This window comes from Serratia sp. NGAS9 (genome assembly GCF_009905295.1).
Classification (GTDB): domain Bacteria; phylum Pseudomonadota; class Gammaproteobacteria; order Enterobacterales; family Enterobacteriaceae; genus Serratia; species Serratia bockelmannii.
In genome coordinates, this window is record NZ_CP047605.1 from 3782761 (window position 1) to 3800215 (window position 17455).

At 59.3% G+C, this 17455-nt stretch carries 18 protein-coding genes; 10 read left to right on the forward strand and 8 right to left on the reverse strand.

Annotated features, from left to right (window positions below; genetic code table 11):
- Nucleotides 1-30: 30 nt before the first annotated feature.
- A complete protein-coding gene (nudK, locus tag GUC32_RS18045; RefSeq protein WP_016926753.1) occupies nucleotides 31-606 on the reverse strand; it encodes a GDP-mannose pyrophosphatase NudK in 576 nt (191 codons plus the stop codon).
- Between the two features lie 359 nt (nucleotides 607-965).
- Between nudK and narQ the strand changes: the two genes are divergently transcribed.
- Both narQ and GUC32_RS18055 read left to right on the forward strand, forming a co-directional pair.
- A complete protein-coding gene (gene narQ / locus GUC32_RS18050) occupies nucleotides 966-2642 on the forward strand; it encodes a nitrate/nitrite two-component system sensor histidine kinase NarQ (protein WP_025303815.1) in 1677 nt (558 codons plus the stop codon).
- Nucleotides 2643-2803: 161 nt separating this feature from the next.
- The gene (locus GUC32_RS18055) at nucleotides 2804-3436 is read left to right on the forward strand and encodes a response regulator (protein ID WP_025303816.1); all 633 of its coding nucleotides are present in this window, start codon (nucleotides 2804-2806) and stop codon (nucleotides 3434-3436) included.
- 32 nt (nucleotides 3437-3468) lie between these two features.
- Here the strand turns inward: GUC32_RS18055 and GUC32_RS18060 are convergent, their stop codons facing one another.
- Nucleotides 3469-3747 carry a helix-turn-helix domain-containing protein gene (locus GUC32_RS18060; protein WP_004941750.1) on the reverse strand — a complete coding sequence of 93 codons (279 nt, stop codon included), beginning with the start codon at nucleotides 3745-3747 and terminating at the stop codon, nucleotides 3469-3471.
- Between the two features lie 292 nt (nucleotides 3748-4039).
- On the opposite strand from GUC32_RS18060, the gene acrD reads away from it, so the two are divergent.
- Nucleotides 4040-7174 carry a multidrug efflux RND transporter permease AcrD gene (gene acrD, locus GUC32_RS18065; RefSeq protein WP_369435363.1) on the forward strand — a complete coding sequence of 1045 codons (3135 nt, stop codon included), beginning with the start codon at nucleotides 4040-4042 and terminating at the stop codon, nucleotides 7172-7174.
- 126 nt (nucleotides 7175-7300) lie between these two features.
- Here acrD and ypfM read toward each other — a convergent pair whose 3' ends face one another.
- Nucleotides 7301-7360 (reverse strand): protein YpfM, encoded by a 60-nt coding sequence (ypfM, locus tag GUC32_RS18070; protein ID WP_100396732.1) that lies wholly within the window; start codon nucleotides 7358-7360, stop codon nucleotides 7301-7303.
- Between the two features lie 216 nt (nucleotides 7361-7576).
- On the opposite strand from ypfM, the gene GUC32_RS18075 reads away from it, so the two are divergent.
- Nucleotides 7577-8056, forward strand: coding sequence for a tetratricopeptide repeat protein (locus GUC32_RS18075; protein WP_049204814.1), 480 nt, complete (start codon nucleotides 7577-7579; stop codon nucleotides 8054-8056).
- A gap of 9 nt (nucleotides 8057-8065) precedes the next feature.
- A complete protein-coding gene (locus GUC32_RS18080) occupies nucleotides 8066-8497 on the forward strand; it encodes a GNAT family N-acetyltransferase (RefSeq protein WP_025303819.1) in 432 nt (143 codons plus the stop codon).
- Between the two features lie 7 nt (nucleotides 8498-8504).
- On the opposite strand, the gene GUC32_RS18085 is transcribed toward GUC32_RS18080, so the two are convergent.
- A complete protein-coding gene (locus GUC32_RS18085) occupies nucleotides 8505-8930 on the reverse strand; it encodes a GNAT family N-acetyltransferase (RefSeq protein WP_025303820.1) in 426 nt (141 codons plus the stop codon).
- Between the two features lie 531 nt (nucleotides 8931-9461).
- Between GUC32_RS18085 and GUC32_RS18090 the strand changes: the two genes are divergently transcribed.
- The 5 genes from GUC32_RS18090 (at nucleotide 9462) to GUC32_RS18110 (ending at nucleotide 12638) form a co-directional block, all read left to right on the forward strand.
- On the forward strand, nucleotides 9462-10013 hold the full coding sequence (locus GUC32_RS18090; RefSeq protein WP_089181196.1) for a LuxR C-terminal-related transcriptional regulator: 552 nt from the start codon (nucleotides 9462-9464) through the stop codon (nucleotides 10011-10013).
- A gap of 255 nt (nucleotides 10014-10268) precedes the next feature.
- On the forward strand, nucleotides 10269-10655 hold the full coding sequence (locus GUC32_RS18095; protein ID WP_025303822.1) for an ArsC family reductase: 387 nt from the start codon (nucleotides 10269-10271) through the stop codon (nucleotides 10653-10655).
- Nucleotides 10652-11779, forward strand: a complete 1128-nt coding sequence (gene dapE, locus GUC32_RS18100) for a succinyl-diaminopimelate desuccinylase (RefSeq protein ID WP_025303823.1) — start codon at nucleotides 10652-10654, stop codon at nucleotides 11777-11779. Before GUC32_RS18095 ends, dapE begins: the two co-directional genes overlap by 4 nt.
- Entirely contained in the window at nucleotides 11776-12450 is a 675-nt protein-coding gene (locus GUC32_RS18105; RefSeq protein ID WP_025303824.1) for a M15 family metallopeptidase, read from the forward strand. Before dapE ends, GUC32_RS18105 begins: the two co-directional genes overlap by 4 nt.
- A 2-nt stretch (nucleotides 12451-12452) precedes the next feature.
- Nucleotides 12453-12638, forward strand: coding sequence for a YpfN family protein (locus GUC32_RS18110; protein ID WP_004941720.1), 186 nt, complete (start codon nucleotides 12453-12455; stop codon nucleotides 12636-12638).
- Nucleotides 12639-12668: 30 nt separating this feature from the next.
- On the opposite strand, the gene ypfH is transcribed toward GUC32_RS18110, so the two are convergent.
- The 4 genes from ypfH to purC all read right to left on the reverse strand — a co-directional run bounded on the left by ypfH (nucleotide 12669) and on the right by purC (nucleotide 17337).
- Nucleotides 12669-13358, reverse strand: a complete 690-nt coding sequence (gene ypfH / locus GUC32_RS18115) for an esterase (protein WP_197832443.1) — start codon at nucleotides 13356-13358, stop codon at nucleotides 12669-12671.
- Nucleotides 13359-13478: 120 nt separating this feature from the next.
- Entirely contained in the window at nucleotides 13479-15491 is a 2013-nt protein-coding gene (locus GUC32_RS18120) for a tRNA(Met) cytidine acetyltransferase TmcA (RefSeq protein WP_197832442.1), read from the reverse strand.
- A gap of 56 nt (nucleotides 15492-15547) precedes the next feature.
- Nucleotides 15548-16414, reverse strand: a complete 867-nt coding sequence (locus tag GUC32_RS18125) for a neutral zinc metallopeptidase (protein WP_043140420.1) — start codon at nucleotides 16412-16414, stop codon at nucleotides 15548-15550.
- A gap of 209 nt (nucleotides 16415-16623) precedes the next feature.
- On the reverse strand, nucleotides 16624-17337 hold the full coding sequence (gene purC, locus GUC32_RS18130) for a phosphoribosylaminoimidazolesuccinocarboxamide synthase (protein ID WP_019453889.1): 714 nt from the start codon (nucleotides 17335-17337) through the stop codon (nucleotides 16624-16626).
- Nucleotides 17338-17455: the final 118 nt, after the last annotated feature.

A 17455-nucleotide genomic window follows, 5' to 3' on the forward strand; every position in this document is an offset into this window, starting at 1 on the left:
AAAAAAGCCGGTCATTATGACCGGCTTTTTTTATTCCATCACCCGATGAATCTGCAAATACTGCAGCAGCATGATGGTCTTGCCGTCTTTAATGCGGCCATCGGCGATCATCGCCACCGCGTCGCTGAACGGCAGTTCGATCACTTCGATATCTTCATCTTCAATGCCGCCGCCGGCCGCGCGCCGCTCATCGTCATGGTATTCGGCGATAAAGAAGTGCACGATCTCGGTCACGCCGCCCGGCGACATGTAGGCTTCGAAGATTTTCTTGACCTCGCCCACCTGAAAACCGGTCTCTTCCACCGCTTCGCGGCGCGCGCACTGCTCCGGCGAATCGGCGTCCAGCAGGCCGGCGCAGGCCTCAAGCAGCATGCCGCTTTCGTTGCCGTTGACGTAGGTCGGCATGCGGAACTGGTTGGTCAGCACCACCGTGCCCTTGGCGCGGTTGTACAGCAAAATGGTGGCGCCGTTGCCGCGATCGTAAACCTCGCGCATCTGTTGCACCGAACCGCCGTTTTTGCGTTTCAGATCGAACGTGTACTTGTGCAGCACATACCAGTTGTCCGACAACAGCTCTTTCTTCACATTCTCAATTTTCGACGACATGACCCTTTTTCCTTGAGTTGCAACGTGAAAATCATACCGCGATTACGCTGCGCCGCAGCAGACGATTTGCAACAAAAATCACAACGCCTCTCCGGGCAAACCAGGATTAAAAAGACATCGTGGGCAGACGCATAATCTGACAGACGAATCGCATCCACAAAGGCAAATCATCAGTGGAAACCGGGCTGCGGCTGAAAATCGGTGGGCATTTCGCTATTCATTTGATTACACAACGACAATTGTTCCCGTTTTGTTGACAACTTGATACAAATCGCGGTGCAATTTAGTTGCAAAAGTTATAGTTTTGCTTTCGAATGAAAATGGCGAAGCGCCTCACCTGAGAGAAAAGGATTCCGTGATTGCTTGTTAAACGTTCCGTGACCGGCAGCCTGGCCAGAGCGCTGTTCGGCATCGTGATCCTGTCGGTGCTCGCCACCGGGTTGGCGTTGACGACCGTCGCCGGCAGCCAGAGCGATGCCGAGGCGATCAACATCGCCGGTTCGCTGCGCATGCAAAGCTACCGCTTGGCCTTTGACCTCGACCGGCAGAACCCGGAGCTGGAGCTGCACCTGCAGCAATACCGGCAATCTTTGCAGGCACCCGCGCTGCAAAAGCTGGCGCGTTTTTACGTCCCGGCCGAGGTACGCAACCACTATCTGGCGTTGCAACGAACATGGCAAACGATGGAGCAGCAGATCCGCGACGGGCAGGCGGCCGCCTACCGGGCAGAGGTTGCCGGCTACGTCAACCGCGTCGATCATTTCGTTTCCGCTCTACAGCGTTATTCAGAGTTGAAACTCACCCTGGTGGCCGCCATCAGCGTACTGGGCTACGCCGCCATCATCGGTCTGGTGCTGTTCTGCATCCGTTTTATGCGCCGCCAGGTGGTCACGCCGCTGCAGCATCTGGTCGACGCCAGCCAGCGCGTGCAACAGCGCGACTTTCGCCACCCGCAGCTGGACGTGGCGCTGCCGAACGAACTCGGCGTGCTGTCGCAAACCTTCAGCGCCATGTCGGACGAGCTGGCCCGGCTCTATCAGTCGCTGGAGCTGAAAGTGCAGGAAAAGACCCAGCGCCTGCAGCAGGCCAACGAAACGCTGGAGGTGCTGTATCGCTGCTCGCAGGCGCTGAGCGTGCGCCAGATCGATCAGCAGGCGTTTGAAAATGTGCTGCGCATCGTGCGCCAAAGTGAACGACTGCGCTGCATCCGGTTGAACGTGGCGGACGACCATGGCCAGTGGCAACTGAACGAAGGAGAGCCGGCGCCGGCGCAAGCCTGGAGCGCGCTGTCGATCACTCAAGGCGATAAACTGCTGGGCGAATTGCGTTGGCAGCCCGAGGCGCAGCCGCCGCATCCTCACCTGATGCAGAGCCTGGCCAATATGTTGGGCCGCGGCGTCTACTTCAACCGCGCGCAAAAGCAGCACCAATATCTGTTGCTGATGGAAGAGCGTGGGACCATCGCCCGCGAGCTGCACGATTCGCTGGCGCAGACGCTGTCGTTCCTGCGCATCCAGCTGACGCTGCTCCGGCGCGCCGCCGACGATCCGGCGGCGCAGACGATTATCGATGATTTCGATCGCACGCTGGCCGATGCCTATCGCCAGCTGAGAGAATTACTGGCCACCTTCCGCCTCAACATTCAGGAGGCGGACCTGAATGCCGCGCTGGAGCAACTGTTGCAGCCATTAAAGGCGCTAACCCCCGCGCGGATTCAGTTACACTGTCGGCTGCCCTCGCAGGCGCTCAACGCCCAACAGCAGGTGCACGCGCTGCAGATCGTGCGCGAAGCGGTACTCAATGCCGTCAAGCACGCCGGAGCGAACGAGATCGCGGTGTGTTGCGAGGTCAATGCCGCAGGCGACAACGTATTCAGCATTACCGACGACGGTTGCGGCATCGCCAGTCTGGAAGAACCGGAAGGGCATTACGGCTTGACCATCATGAGCGAACGCGCGGCGCGACTGGGAGGAACGCTGCGCATCCGGCGCAGAGGCGGCGGCGGCACGGCGGTCTGCCTGACATTCTCGCCCTGACCTTGCGGCTGTTCACTCGGCGTTACGGTTGCCGCCGGGCAGAAGGCCGCCCAGAGAGGTTTGCGGTGCAGAATGCCGCTATTTTTGAAGAGACAGTCCCACTGTGAAGCACGCCTCCGGGCGCGTTTGAGTGGCTTTACTTGCTACAGGGAGCATATTTCATGGTGATGAAGCAATACCGAGTCATGATCGTTGACGATCATCCGTTGATGCGGCGCGGCATCAAACAGCTGCTGGGACTGGATGCGCGATTTGGCGTGGTAGCGGAAGCCGGCAACGGCAGCGAGGCGGTTGCGCTGGCACTGCAGCACGCGCCGGACGTGATCTTGTTGGATCTGAACATGAAGGGCATGTCCGGGCTGGATACGCTGCGGGCCCTGCGCGACGAAGGCGTGGACGCGCGCATCATCGTGCTGACGGTCTCCGACGCGCGCAGCGATCTGTATGCGCTGATCGACGCCGGCGCCGACGGCTATCTGCTGAAAGACAGTGAACCGGAACAGCTGCTGGAACACATCAGCGCCGCCGCCGAAGGGCAGAACGTGATCAGCGACGCCATGGCCGACTATTTGCTGGCGCGCGGCGAGCAACGCGATCCCTTCGCCGCCTTGACCGAACGCGAACTGGACGTCTTGCAAGAGGTGGCGCGCGGCCTGTCCAACAAACAGGTGGCGGCGCAGCTGCATATTTCTGAAGAAACCGTGAAGGTGCACATCCGCAATATACTGCGCAAGCTGGACGTGCGTTCTCGCGTGGCGGCGACGGTGATGTACCTGGAGTACAAAAGCCACTGATCGCCCCGCCCCGGCCAATACGCCGGGGCCGCTTACTCGATGGCGCTGAGCAGCGCCTGATGGTGCTGATGCACCCAGCTCTTGTTGAACGGCCCCCAGCTTTCCAACTGATAGAAACCGTCGTTGTTGCGCACGCCCTGCTGCACGAACTGCAGCTCGACGCCCATGCCGGGCAGCGCCTTCAGCACATCCTGCAACGTGCGGCGCGGCCAACCGGTCAGCGCCATCAACCGCGGCACATTGGGCCGCTCACTGTGGCTGATCAGCCAGCATAAATAAAGCCGACGGGCAAATACCGGGTTAATTCCCATGCCAAGCTCCTGCTGTAAGGTGAGTCCAGTTTTTACTTTCGGTTGCCTGCGGCGAAGACATGCGCAAGGCCTTTGATAGTAATAAAAATGTCTTAATAGCGTACAATTATCGGCGTCGGTGCATCCACGCCGTTTTCCGCTACCGTTATTTACACTATCTCCTTTTTTTCTCCACGCTTTCCTCGACTATCCCGAGTAAAGTGCAATAGCGCCGGAATCCTTCCCTGCCGCTGAAATGCATATTTCCGATGCGTTTTAAAGATAGAACAAGTCATAACGAGGTTCGCGCTGCATGGCCAATTTTTTTATTGATCGCCCGATTTTCGCCTGGGTGCTGGCAATTATTCTTTGCCTGACCGGGGCATTGGCGATTTTTTCTTTACCGGTAGAACAATACCCGAATCTGGCGCCGCCGAACGTGCGCATTAGCGCAACTTACCCAGGTGCTTCGGCGCAAACGCTGGAAAACACCGTCACGCAGATCATTGAACAGAATATGACCGGCCTCGACAACATGATGTATATGTCGTCGCAGAGCACCAATACCGGCCAGGCAACCGTCACGCTGACGTTCGAAGCCGGCACCGATCCCAACGAAGCGATGCAGCAGGTGCAAAACCAGCTGCAGGCGGCGATCAAACGTTTGCCGCAGGCGGTGCAGAATCAGGGGGTCACGGTGTCGAAATCCGGCGACACCACGCTGATGATGGTGGCGTTCGTCTCCACCGACAACAGCATGGACAAGCAGGACATCGCCGATTACATCGTCTCCAACCTGCAGGATCCGCTCAGCCGCATCAACGGCGTCGGCAGCATGGACGTGTACGGCTCGCAATACGCCATGCGTATCTGGCTCGATCCCAACAAGCTCAACAGTTACCAGCTCACGACCCAGGACGTGGTCAAGGCCATTCAATCGCAGAACGCCCAGGTGGCGGTCGGCCAGTTGGGCGGCACGCCATCGGTCGATAAACAGGCGTTGAACGCCACCATCAACGCCCAGTCGCAGCTCCAGACGCCAGAACAATTCCGCCAGATCACCCTGCGGGTCAATCAGGACGGATCGCTGGTGACGCTGGGCAACGTCGCCACCGTCGAACTGGGCGGCGAGAACTACAACTACCTCAGCCGCTACAACGGGATGCAGGCCGCGGGCATGAACATCAAGCTGGCCTCCGGCGCCAACGAACTGCAGACCGACCAGTTGGTGAAGGACAAGATCGCCGAACTGTCGCAGTACTTCCCGCGCGGGCTGGAGGCCAAAGTGGCCTATGAAACCACCCCGTTCGTCAAAGCCTCGATCAAGGACGTGGTGAAAACGCTGCTGGAAGCCATCCTGCTGGTGTTCCTGGTGATGTACCTGTTCCTGCAGAATTTCCGCGCCACGCTGATCCCCACCATCGCCGTGCCGGTGGTGCTAATGGGCACCTTCGCCATCCTGTCCGCCTGCGGCTTCAGCATCAACACCCTCACCATGTTCGCCATGGTGTTGGCGATCGGCCTGCTGGTGGACGACGCCATCGTGGTGGTGGAAAACGTCGAACGCGTGATGAGCGAAGAAGGCCTGCCGCCGCGTGAAGCCACGCGCAAATCCATGGGGCAAATCCAGAGCGCGCTGGTCGGCATCGCCCTGGTGCTGTCGGCGGTGTTCGTACCGATGGCGTTCTTCGGCGGCACCACTGGCGCCATCTATCGACAGTTCTCCATCACCATCGTCTCCGCCATGGTGCTGTCGGTGCTGGTGGCGATGATCCTGACCCCTGCCCTGTGCGCCACGCTGCTCAAACCGATCGCCAAGGGCCACCACCACGGTAAGCGCGGCTTCTTCGGCTGGTTCAACCGCATGTTCAACCGCAACACCGAACGCTATGAGCGCGGCGTGGGGCGCATCCTGCACGCCAGCGGCCGCTACATGGTGATTTATCTGCTGTTGCTCGGCGGCATGGCGTTGCTGTTCATCAAGCTGCCGACCTCCTTCCTGCCGCAGGAAGACCGTGGCATCTTCACCGTACAGGTGCAGCTGCCGGCAGGCTCGACCCTGCAACAAACGTCCAAAGTGGTGGAAAAGGTCGAGCGGTACTTCCTCACCGAAGAGAAACAGGATGTGTTGTCGGTGTTCGCCATCATCGGCTCCGGGCCGGGGGGGAACGGCCAAAACGTGGCGCGTCTGTTCATTCGGCTAAAAGACTGGGATCTGCGCACCTCGGGCGCCAACAGCTCGTTCGACATCATCGATCGCGCCACCCTGGCGTTCAACAAGATTAACGAAGCGCGGGTGATCGCCAGCAGCCCGCCGGCTATCACCGGCCTCGGCAACTCTTCCGGCTTCGATATGGAGTTGGAAGACCACGCCGGCCTCGGCCACGCCAAGCTGATGGCAGCGCGCGATCAGCTGCTACAGCTGGCCGGGCAAAACCCGCTGCTGTCGCGCGTGCGCCACAACGGCCTGGACGACAGCCCGCAGTTGCAAATCGATACCGATCAACGCAAGGCTCAGGCACTGGGCGTGTCTATCGACGACATCAACAATACCCTCTCCACCGCCTGGGGCTCGACCTACGTCAACGACTTCGTCGACCGCGGCCGGGTGAAAAAAGTCTACGTGCAGGCCGCAGCGCCGTTCCGCATGCTGCCGGATGACATCAACAAATGGTATGTACGCAACAGCGCGGGCGGCATGGTGCCGTTCTCGGCCTTCGCCAGCTCGCACTGGGAGTACGGTTCGCCGCGGCTGGAGCGCTATAACGGCAGCTCGGCGCTGGAGATCGTCGGCGAAGCGGCCAACGGCGTCAGCACCGGCACCGCGATGGCGGAAATGGAAAAACTGGTCAGCCAACTGCCGACCGGCTTCGGGCTGGAATGGACGGCGATGTCCTATCAGGAACGGCTGTCCGGCTCGCAGGCGCCGGCGCTGTACGCCATCTCGCTGCTGGTAGTGTTCCTGTGCCTGGCGGCGCTGTACGAGAGCTGGTCGATACCGTTCTCTGTGATGCTGGTGGTGCCACTGGGGGTGATCGGCGCGGTCGCCGCCACCTGGCTGCGCGGTCTGGAGAACGACGTCTATTTCCAGGTTGGCCTGTTGACCATTATTGGGCTGTCGGCGAAAAACGCCATTCTTATCGTCGAGTTCGCTAATGAGCTGAACCATAAAGGCCAGGATCTGATGTCGGCGACGCTCGACGCGTCCCGCATGCGTCTGCGGCCGATCCTGATGACCTCGCTGGCGTTCATCTTCGGCGTGCTGCCGATGGCCACCAGCAGCGGCGCCGGTTCCGGTAGCCAGCATGCGGTCGGCACCGGGGTGATGGGCGGCATGATCTCCGCCACCCTGCTGGCGATTTTCTTCGTGCCGCTGTTCTTCGTGCTGGTGCGGCGCCGTTTCCCGGGTAAAGCGCATCCGGCAACCACGCCGACCACTGAGGAGTAACAGGCAGCGCATAAAAAAAGCAGCGTCGGGTAACCGATGCTGCTTTTTTTCGAACGATAATCTCGTTCCCAAGGTGTTTCAGTGACGTTCCAATGACTCAACCTTGCCATCTGCTTCAACGCTGTGTCAGTTGCCCAACATCTCATCAATGAAGTCTTTCCAGTTTCCTAATTCACGATCAACCATAATACTTTACAACCTCAATTATTTGACGAAGCGGATTCTACGCTTGTTTTTTGACCATGTGAAGGGAGACGGGAACGATGCCGGGCCCGGAAATCGGGCTTAGCGCACATTTTCGTATTTATCTGATCAATGTGCAGTACAGCTATTCCCTTGTGATATCAATTTCTCCACGGTAGCGTGTAAAAGGTATAAAAATACGCCAAGGGAGCGCCGATCATGTCCACTTCTTTGTCTCTCTCGCAGTTGAAAACGCAGGGCCGCTATCAGGAAGCGACTGCGCTGGCGTTACGGCAACTGGCGGCCGAGCCGGAAGCGGCGATGTTACACTTTCAGCTGGCCTGCCTGTATGACGTTCAGGGCCTGGAGCAACAGGCCATTCCCTGCTACCTCGCGGCATTGGCTCGCGATTTGCCGCCCGCCCAGCGCCGTGAAGCCTGGCTGGGCCTCGGCAGCACTTACCGCGCCCTGGGGAAATACCCGGCTTCGCTGCGCGCTTTCGACGATGGCCTGACCGAATTCCCGCAGGCCAACGAACTAATGCTGTTTCGCGCCATGACGCTGTACAACCTGGGTGAAAATAAACGCGCCGTGGCCGATCTGTTGTTGTTGCTGGCGGACACCTCGTCAGACCCCGGTATCCGCGGCTATCAGCGCGCCATTCGGCACTATGCCGCCGATCTCAATCATATTGATTAGAGGAAAACCATGGAAATCATCACCGATATGAGCCGCCGCGCCATCGACTGGCAGCGGCTGTGTGAATTGCTGCAGGCCGCCGGGCTGGGCGAACGCGATCCGCATACGCTGCAACGCGTTTACCAACACAGCCAGTTTTGCTATTGGGGGTTTATCGGCGATGAGCTGATCGCCACCGCACATGCCATCAGCGATTTGACCTCGGTTGCCTACCTGGCCGACGTGGCGATCGATCCGCGCTTTCAGGGACAGGGGTTGGGGCGCAGGTTGATGGACCGGGTGATGCAAGATCTGGCGCCGCTCGGCAAGATTTTCATCTATTCGGTGCCGGAAAAACTGGCCTTCTATAAAAAGTACGGCTTTCACGATTTGACCACCGGCATGGTGTTCGCTGAGGGCGCCGCCCTGCGGCGTTTGCAACAGGGAGGCTACGTACGTTAATCGCGCATTACAAGGTTTTGCTCATAAAGATACGGCAGGTCCCCGGCGGCAGGCACGCCACCTCCCCCATACGCTGCCAGCCATGTCGTTGATAAAAGTCCGGCGCCTGAAAGCTGATGGTGTACAACACGGCGGAAAGGCAACCGCGCCGGCGGCCTTCCTGCTCGAAACGGCGCAACAATTCGCTGCCCAGCCCCGCCCCGCGCAACGCTTCCGGCAGATAAAAGAGATCGAGAAACAGCAGCCCTAATGATGAGCGCCCGGTAATCCCCCCGAGAACCTCCCCACTATCGGGATCTTTTACCACCACGGCCAACGGCAGACGATCGCCGTAGCCGATATGTTGATCATTAAAACGGTCCAACCCCTCCGCGATACAGGACGTTATTTCCTGCGTTACCCGATCGGAAATTTCGATATGACATTCTTTCACGCCAGCTCTCCGTATCAATCATCCACGTTCGCACTCTGCTCACAGCTTAAAACATCGCATTTTCTTTGTTTAGAATTATCTTTGTCTCAATTTCCACGTTAATTTTCGCATGACTTCAGCGCCGACTTTACTGTCGATCCAAGTAAAGCTTCTCATCGTGATAAAACCAAGAAAAATCTTAGTTTTTAACTCGTTAAACGCAATCTTCCGTCATTTAATGATCGTCAAAAACGATCGTTTTGATAATTTTGATAGCCAATATCTATGTTAATTCCTTTCAATTACCGAGGTATTAATAGAAGATGTCTATTCTATTAGCCTTACCTTGCTTAAAAATTCAGTTGAAAAAAAGATTTACTCTTTATAAATCATGCTAGTATATAACCTTCCCTTCAAAGCTCGCGCCCAGATAACGCTCATTCGTTTGCGGTGCAAGATAAGTTCAACATGAAATTATTTAGATTATTTCTTTTTTTATGTTTTAAGATATCAATCCTCACCGGGAAATAGAAAGTAAAGGACTATAATAAAATGGAAATTGATATTTTCAGCGAGTGTGCCTATACCACCGTCGGCATTCGACAACTCATTAACCAAACATGGGCGGAAAAACGCGCGCCGGCCGGCTTTAGCCGTAAAAGGGTCTGCTTTATCGATGTCACTATCGCCAATTTTGAAGCACGTTACCGCGATGAATATGCCAACCCCAATACCTACAAAATAATCATTATCACCGACTGCCTGCATGAGGTGGTGATTGTCGACAATAAGACCATTATATTATCAAACCTTATATCATTGAGCCGCTTCAGCCACCTGATCGGTGACTTATATAAGCGTTACAGTCACTATACCGAACCGCCGCAACTCTCCCAGCGCGAGTCCCTTTTCCTTTCGGAGTGGTCGACGGGAAAATCGCTGGCCGATATCAGCAATGCCATGAATATCAGAAATAAAACCGCCAATCATTACAAGTCGCGAATAATGAAAAAGCTCGGCGCCAGCAGGATAAAACCGCTGTTGCATATTACCCGCGTACGGTGTTTGACCGATCGTTTAAACATAAGAATCAATAAAGAGTAGTGACCGCCCCCCAGCTCCGCATTGGCGGCTGAATGCGTTCGCCGGCGTCTTTTAAAAGCACCGCTGGCGAAGGTCGCCGTTTCATCGCTTTGCCAACCTCTCTCTCCCTGGCGCCCAATCGTCTCTCGCGCGCATCGTTGTCTGGATCTCGCCGCCGCTTTACTGGCATTATCTCTGCTATCGCCGGGCGGCGAGAAGGCCTAAGACCGCGCCCGCCGCTCAGTATCGACTCGACGAGACAGGTAGCTTTACGCCATGGCAAATAAACCGCAACAGACAACGCTGACGATGTACGGCATCAAAAACTGCGACACCATCAAAAAAGCCCGCCGCTGGCTGGAAGATCAGGGCATAGCCTATCATTTTCACGACTACCGCGCCGACGGCCTGACCGAACAGCAACTGCGCGGTTTCGTCGCGCAGCTGGGTTGGGAGCCGCTGCTCAATACCCGCGGTACCACCTGGCGCAAGCTGGATGAAGCGCAGCGCAACGCCTGTGATAATGCCGACGCCGCCATCGCGCTGATGTTGGCGCAGCCGGCAATCATTAAACGTCCGCTGCTGGACGACGGCAACGGCCACGCCCTGCTCGGTTTTAACGCCGACACTTACCAACAATTTATCACCGAGGTTGCCGTATGACTTGCCCGGTTATCGAACTGGCCCAGCAGTTGATCAAACGCCCTTCCCTCAGCCCGAATGACGAAGGCTGCCAGCAGCTGATGATCGATCGCCTGCAGGCGATCGGCTTCACCGTCGAAGCAATGGACTTCGAAGATACCCAAAACTTCTGGGCCTGGCGCGGTGAAGGGCAAACCCTGGCGTTTGCCGGGCACACCGACGTGGTGCCGACCGGTGATGAAAAACGCTGGGACAACCCGCCGTTTGAACCGGCAATCCGTGACGGCATGCTCTATGGCCGCGGCGCGGCGGACATGAAAGGCTCATTGGCCGCGATGGTGGTGGCCGCGGAACGCTTTGTCGCCGCCAACCCGAATCACCGGGGTCGTCTGGCATTCCTGATCACTTCGGATGAAGAAGCCAGCGCCACTCACGGCACGGTTAAAGTGGTCGAAGCGCTGATGGCGCGCAACGAGCGGCTGGATTACTGCCTGGTCGGCGAGCCGTCCAGCACCGAGCGCGTCGGCGACGTGGTGAAAAACGGCCGTCGTGGCTCCATCACCGCCAACCTGCATATCCACGGCGTACAGGGGCACGTTGCCTATCCGCATCTGGCGGACAATCCGGTGCACCGCGCCATGCCGGCACTGAATGAACTGGTGGCGATCGAATGGGATCGCGGCAACGAGTTCTTCCCGCCGACCAGTATGCAGATCGCCAACGTGCAGGCCGGCACCGGCAGCAACAACGTGATCCCGGGCGATCTCTACGTGCAGTTCAACTTCCGTTTCAGCACCGAACTGACCGACGCGATGATCAAGCAGCGCGTGGAAGAGCTGCTGGAACGCCATCAGTTGAATTACAGCATCGAATGGCGGCTGTCCGGTCAACCGTTCCTCACCTCGCGCGGCGCGCTGGTGGATGCAGTGGTCAACGCGGTCGAGCACTATTCTGAATTGACGCCGCAGTTGCTGACCACCGGCGGCACCTCCGACGGCCGCTTCATCGCGCAGATGGGCGCGCAGGTGGTGGAACTGGGGCCGGTCAACGCCACCATCCACAAGGTCAACGAATGTGTCAACGCCGCGGATCTGCAGCTGCTGAGCCGCATGTATCAACGCATCATGGAGCAATTGGTCGCATGATCAACGCAGAGATGCTCACCGGCCGCTCAACCGAACACCTGGCGCCGCTGAGCGGGAACCACCGCCTGCAGCCGCAGGCGGTCAACGCCTTCCTGGCGATGCAGCAGGCGGCGCATGAGGCGGGATTCGATCTCCAGCCCGCCAGCACCTTCCGCGATTTCGACCGCCAGTTGGCGATTTGGAATGGCAAATTCTGCGGCCAGCGGCCAGTATTAGATAAGGACAGCCGCCCGATCGACGTCGCGACGCTATCGGCCGCCGAGCGCTGTGAGGCGATCCTGCGCTGGTCGGCCCTGCCGGGCGCCAGCCGCCATCACTGGGGCAGCGATCTGGACGTGTACGATCCGTCGCTGTTGCCGGAAGGGCAAAAGCTGCAGCTGGAGCCGTGGGAATATGAGGAAGGCGGTTACTTTGCGCCGCTCAACCAGTGGCTGACCGCGCATATGGCCGAATTCGGTTTCTACCGCCCCTTTACCGAAGACTGCGGCGGCGTGGCGGTGGAGCCGTGGCATCTGAGCTACCGGCCGCTGGCACAAGAGGCCGAACATTTGCTGACCCCGGCGCTGTTGCTGGCGGCCTGGCATGATAAGGAGGTCGCCGGTGCCGAATGGCTCGAACGCCATCTGCCCTCGATTTTTTCGCGTTTTATACGCAGTGAAGGAAAGGAGTAGCTATGCAATGGTTAGCTGATTACTGGTGGATTATCCTGCTGGTTCTGGTGGGGATGGTCGTCAGCGGCATCAAGGAACTGCGCCGCGTCGACGTTAAAAGCTATTTGGCCAACAAGCCGGAGATACCGCCGCACCGCGACAACAATGCCCAGTGGGATGACGAAGACGACTGGCCGAAAAAGAAATGACATCAGGGCGCTCATCGGCGCCCTGAATTTTTAGCGGAAGGCGATCAGCTCGCCGCGCTTGCCGGACAAGGCTTCGTCCCAGTAGCGCTGCGGCACATAGTAATGCAACCTTTCCAGCGCGGCGTTCATCATGCCCTGGTTGATCGCATGCCCAACGTCCTGTTCCACGTCCAGCGTGAAATCGGCGCCGTTGGTCCGCAACGCCTCCGCCGCCGCGTGAGCGTGCTGCACCGCGATCACCGCGTCCTCTTCGCCGTGGATCAAATGTACCACGCTGTCGCCGAACGCCTGCTCAGGCAACTGGGCGAAACGCCCGCTGAACGCGACCACTCGCCCGGCGAGGCGGGTTTCCGCCTTCAACGCCTCCAGCGCCATGATCGCTCCCTGCGAGAACCCCACCAGGGCAGTGCCGGCATAGCCAACGCCGCTCAGCTGCTGCCAATGGCGCACCACGGCCACAAACTGCGGCATTACGTCTGCGATGCGGGCCACGCGGTTCTCTTCGGTCACGTCCTGCACCGAAAACCACTGGCGCCCGGCGCCGTTGCCGAACGCTTCGGGGCCACCGATGCTCACCACCTGTGCCTGAGGAAAGTCTTTGGCGAAGTAGCTGCCGATCTCCCCCATCGCCACCGGGTTGTCGCCGACACCGTGAAACAGCAAGATCAGCTGCGCCGCCGGGGTCGCCGGGGTTTGGACAACGAAATGCTCATGTTTCATCGATGACTCCTTAATAGTAACCAAACCTGGTGCGGCGACAGTCGCCGCCGCACCGCTGACAGTGACTATACGCCGTTGAGAAATCGGGAAAATCGGGTTTTATTGAGCGAGTTATTCAATTTATTGCAACGACTGCGCCCAGTCGCGCCAGTAACGGCAGTGCTGCGCATTCAACTGTTCCAGCGCCTGCGCCGTTTCGTGCCGCCAGTGCCGCAGCAAGGCTTTCTGGCCACTTACGCCCGCCTGCTCCGCGCAGGCCGCCGGGGATTGCCGCCGTTGCAGATGGCCGCGCAGCGCGGGCAGCGGCAAATTGCTGGCCAACAGCAAACGCTGCAATGCCCCCAGGCTGGCCTCCAGCGGCCGATGGGCGAAAGCGAATCCGGCCAGCTCGCGCCAGTCCTCTTCGCCAAGCGGCGTGTCGCCGTCGTCGCCCGGGATCGCCAGCGCGAGTTCAATACGCTGCCGCAGCCAGGGCCAGTCGCGCGCCAGATGCTTGTGCGCCGCGTGCCGCAGCGCCTCTCCTTGCTCGCTCAGGGGCAAGATAGCCATCGCGGTATAGCAGCCGCTGCTGGCCTCCGGCTTGCTGCCGATGCGCACCAGCTCGAAACCGCAGGATTGCCAAAAGCGCCACAGCGGCTCGGTATAGCCGAAGCTGACCGACAGGAAGTCCAGACCCTGAGCCTGGCAGCGTTGCCGCTCGACCAGCTGACGCGCGATACCCTGCCGCCGCAACGCAGGCAGCGTCGCGATGCGGGTAATGCGCCGTGACCGCAGCATCGGCGCCCACCACTGGCCGCCATGCGCCGCCAGCGACTGCGCCACCAGGTTGCCGCGCGGTCGGCGGCGGCCGGCCCACACGTCGTGCGCCAACTCGGCGCTCAAGCCGCCTTCGTCCACCAGCCACACGGCGCCCACCACTTCCTGTTCGGCCTGCGCCAGCCCGAAATGCATACCGGGCGCATCCATCAACCTGCGCAAATCCAGCGGCGAGGTGCGGTAATGCGCGCTGCTCAGCAGAGCATAGAAACGCGCCAGCCGCTGCGGATCGGCGCACAGTTCACGCTGCTCCGCCTGGCTGTAATCGATCGCCTGGCCGTCCGCCGGCCAGGCGGGCAGCTCGTTGAACAACAGCGCATTGTCCGTTATCCGTTCCAACGCGTCCCCCTGTGCCCAACGCATCGGCTGTTGCAGGCTCAGCGCCTGATAGGACGGCAGCCCGGCGCAAAACTTCAGCAGAAAACCGCGGCCGGTGCCTTCATAGCCCTGCACCGTGGTGGTCAACAGCACGCGAGGAAAATAACCGATCAACTGCTGCAACAGTGGCGCGGGGATCGCCGCCGCCTCATCCACCAGCAGCCACCCCACGGCGCTGACGTCACCCTCACGACACTGCGCCAGCAAGGCATCGGGCGCCCAAAACTGCGCGCGCCCCTGCGCCCATTCCCCGGCCACCTCAGTGGCGGCGCGGCTCGGCCCGGTGATCCAGCAGGTCAGCGGCGACTGCGCCACCAGCATACCCGCCAACGTCGATTTGCCGCGGCCACGGGCGGCGGTCAGCACCCACACGCCGGACTCGGCCTGCAGCAGCGCCGTCAAGATCGCCTGTTGTTCCTCGGTCGGGCGGCCATCCGGCGGCTGCCACCCTTCACGCGCCGGCAGCGCGGCCAGCGTCAGGGGCTCTCCCTGCCGCCAGATCGTCACTTCGCTGTCATCGGCCAGATGCTGCTGCAGATGATGAATGAAATGCGGCGTGGTGATCGGCTGCGGACAATCGCTCCAGCGCAGGCTGTCGCCGTCCGGCTGCTGAGGCCATTGTCGCCAGGGGGGCGTCAACAGCAGCAGCCAGCTGCCGGCGCGCAAGGCGCCACTCAACGCCGCCAGCGCCTCTACGTCCAGCGAGTGACCGGCGTCGAACACCGCGTGCAGCCGCTCCTGCCCCAGCAATTGGCGCATCGCGCCGCTTGCTAAAGCCACCTCGCCGGGCGGCGGATTTTCCCCGACCCACGGCCAGTCGCCTGGCAACGTAGCCGCCAGCCGCTGCGCCTGTTCGCGGCACCAGTCAGGTTCACCGCTGAGCACCAGCAGGCGTCGGATGCCCTGCCGCCGCATAAGTTGTTGCGCTGCCTGTAACATAACGCTGTGTCTCAATCCGAAAAAAATGCCGGAGTCAGGCTCCGGCACTTGAGGCGTTAACGGGATGCAAAGGTGTTGCAGGTATTGGGATCGCCGCTGTCGAAGCCCTGTTTAAACCAGGTATAGCGCTGCTGCGAGGTGCCGTGAGTGAAGCTGTCCGGCACAACGCGGCCCTGGCTCTGCTGCTGCAACCGATCGTCGCCAATCGCCTGCGCAGCGTTCAGCGCCGCCTGCAGGTCGCCCTCTTCCAGCATCTGCTGCTTCTCAGCGTATTTGCCCCACACGCCGGCAAAGCAGTCCGCCTGCAGCTCCATTTTCACCGACAGGCGGTTTACTTCCGCCTGGCTGGCGCCCTGCTGCATCTGGCGGACCTTCGGCTCGATGCCCAACAGGTTCTGCACGTGGTGGCCGACTTCGTGCGCCACCACATAGGCCTGGGCGAAATCACCGCCGGCACCCAGCTTGGTTTTCATATCCTGGTAGAAAGACAAATCGATATACACCGTTCTGTCACCCGGGCAGTAGAACGGCCCCATAGCCGCCTGACCGGTGCCGCAGCTGGTGCGCGTCACGCCGCGATACATCACCAGCTTCGGCGGTTGATAGGTTTTGCCCATGCGCTGGAAAATCTCTTTCCAGTTATCCTCGGTTGAGGCCAGCACCACCGAGGTAAATTTGGCCAATTCATCGTCTTTCGGGCTGATGTTGGCGCTCTGCTGTTGACCCTGCGGTGCGACGTTACCGCCGTTCAATAGCGGCGACAGATCGATACCGTAATAGCCGGCCACCAGCACCACCACCAGAATGACAATGCCGCCCTTGCCGCGCGGCACACGGAAGCCGCCGCCACCACCGCCCAAACCTGAAGATTGCCCGCGACGATCCTCAACATTGTCACTTTCCCGACGCCCTTGCCAACGCATAAATACACTCCAGATATTTCCCCTGCTCGTTGAAGTTGCACCGCGATCGTAAGCGCAAAGGCAGCTTCAAGCCTGAGTGGGATAGGTTTTAGTCATCTCGCATCCATCATTATAAATGGTCTGCCGCGGAGGAAATGTAGAAATTTTCTGGAAAAACGCAGAATAGCGGGACGATCCGGCCGGATCGCCCCGAATGGCGGTGCCAACGCTTAGTCGAGCTTCACGCCGATGCGGCGCGCCACTTCTTCGTAGGCTTCGATCAGGCCGCCCAGGCTTTGACGGAAACGGTCTTTGTCCATCTTGTCCAGGGTGTTTTTGTCCCACAGGCGGCTGCCGTCCGGCGAAAACTCATCGCCCAGCACCACTTCGCCGTTGAACAGGCCGAACTCCAGCTTGAAGTCGACCAGGATCAGGCCGGCGTCATCGAACAGCTGGGTCAAGACCTCGTTGGCGCGGTAGCTCAGCTCACGCATGCGCGCCAGATGTTCCTTGCTCACCCAGCCGAAGGTTTCGCAGTAGGATTCGTTCACCATCGGATCGTGCATGGCGTCGTTTTTCAGGAACAGATCGAACAGCGGCGGGTTCAGCACCAGACCTTCTTCGATGCCCAGACGCTTCACCAGCGAACCGGCGGCGCGGTTGCGGATCACGCATTCCACCGGCACCATGTCCAGCTTCTTCACCAGCACTTCGTTGTCGGACAGCAGACGCTCCATCTGGGTCGGGATGCCGGCTTCTTCCAGTTTGCTCATGATGAAATGGTTGAACTTGTTGTTCACCATGCCTTTGCGATCGAACTGCTCAATGCGCTGACCATCCAGTGCTGACGTATCGTTGCGGAACTCCAACACCAACAGATCGGGATTCTCGGTGGTGTAAACGGTTTTTGCCTTTCCGCGATACAGCTCAGCTAGCTTTTGCATCTTACTTACTCCAGTGATGTATCCCCGTTGTCTCCCGAGCGCGGCCCGAAATTAGGGGGTATAGAATTGACCTAATGAATTCTTTGGCGTGCCGGACACTATTGTGCCAAACCTGCGA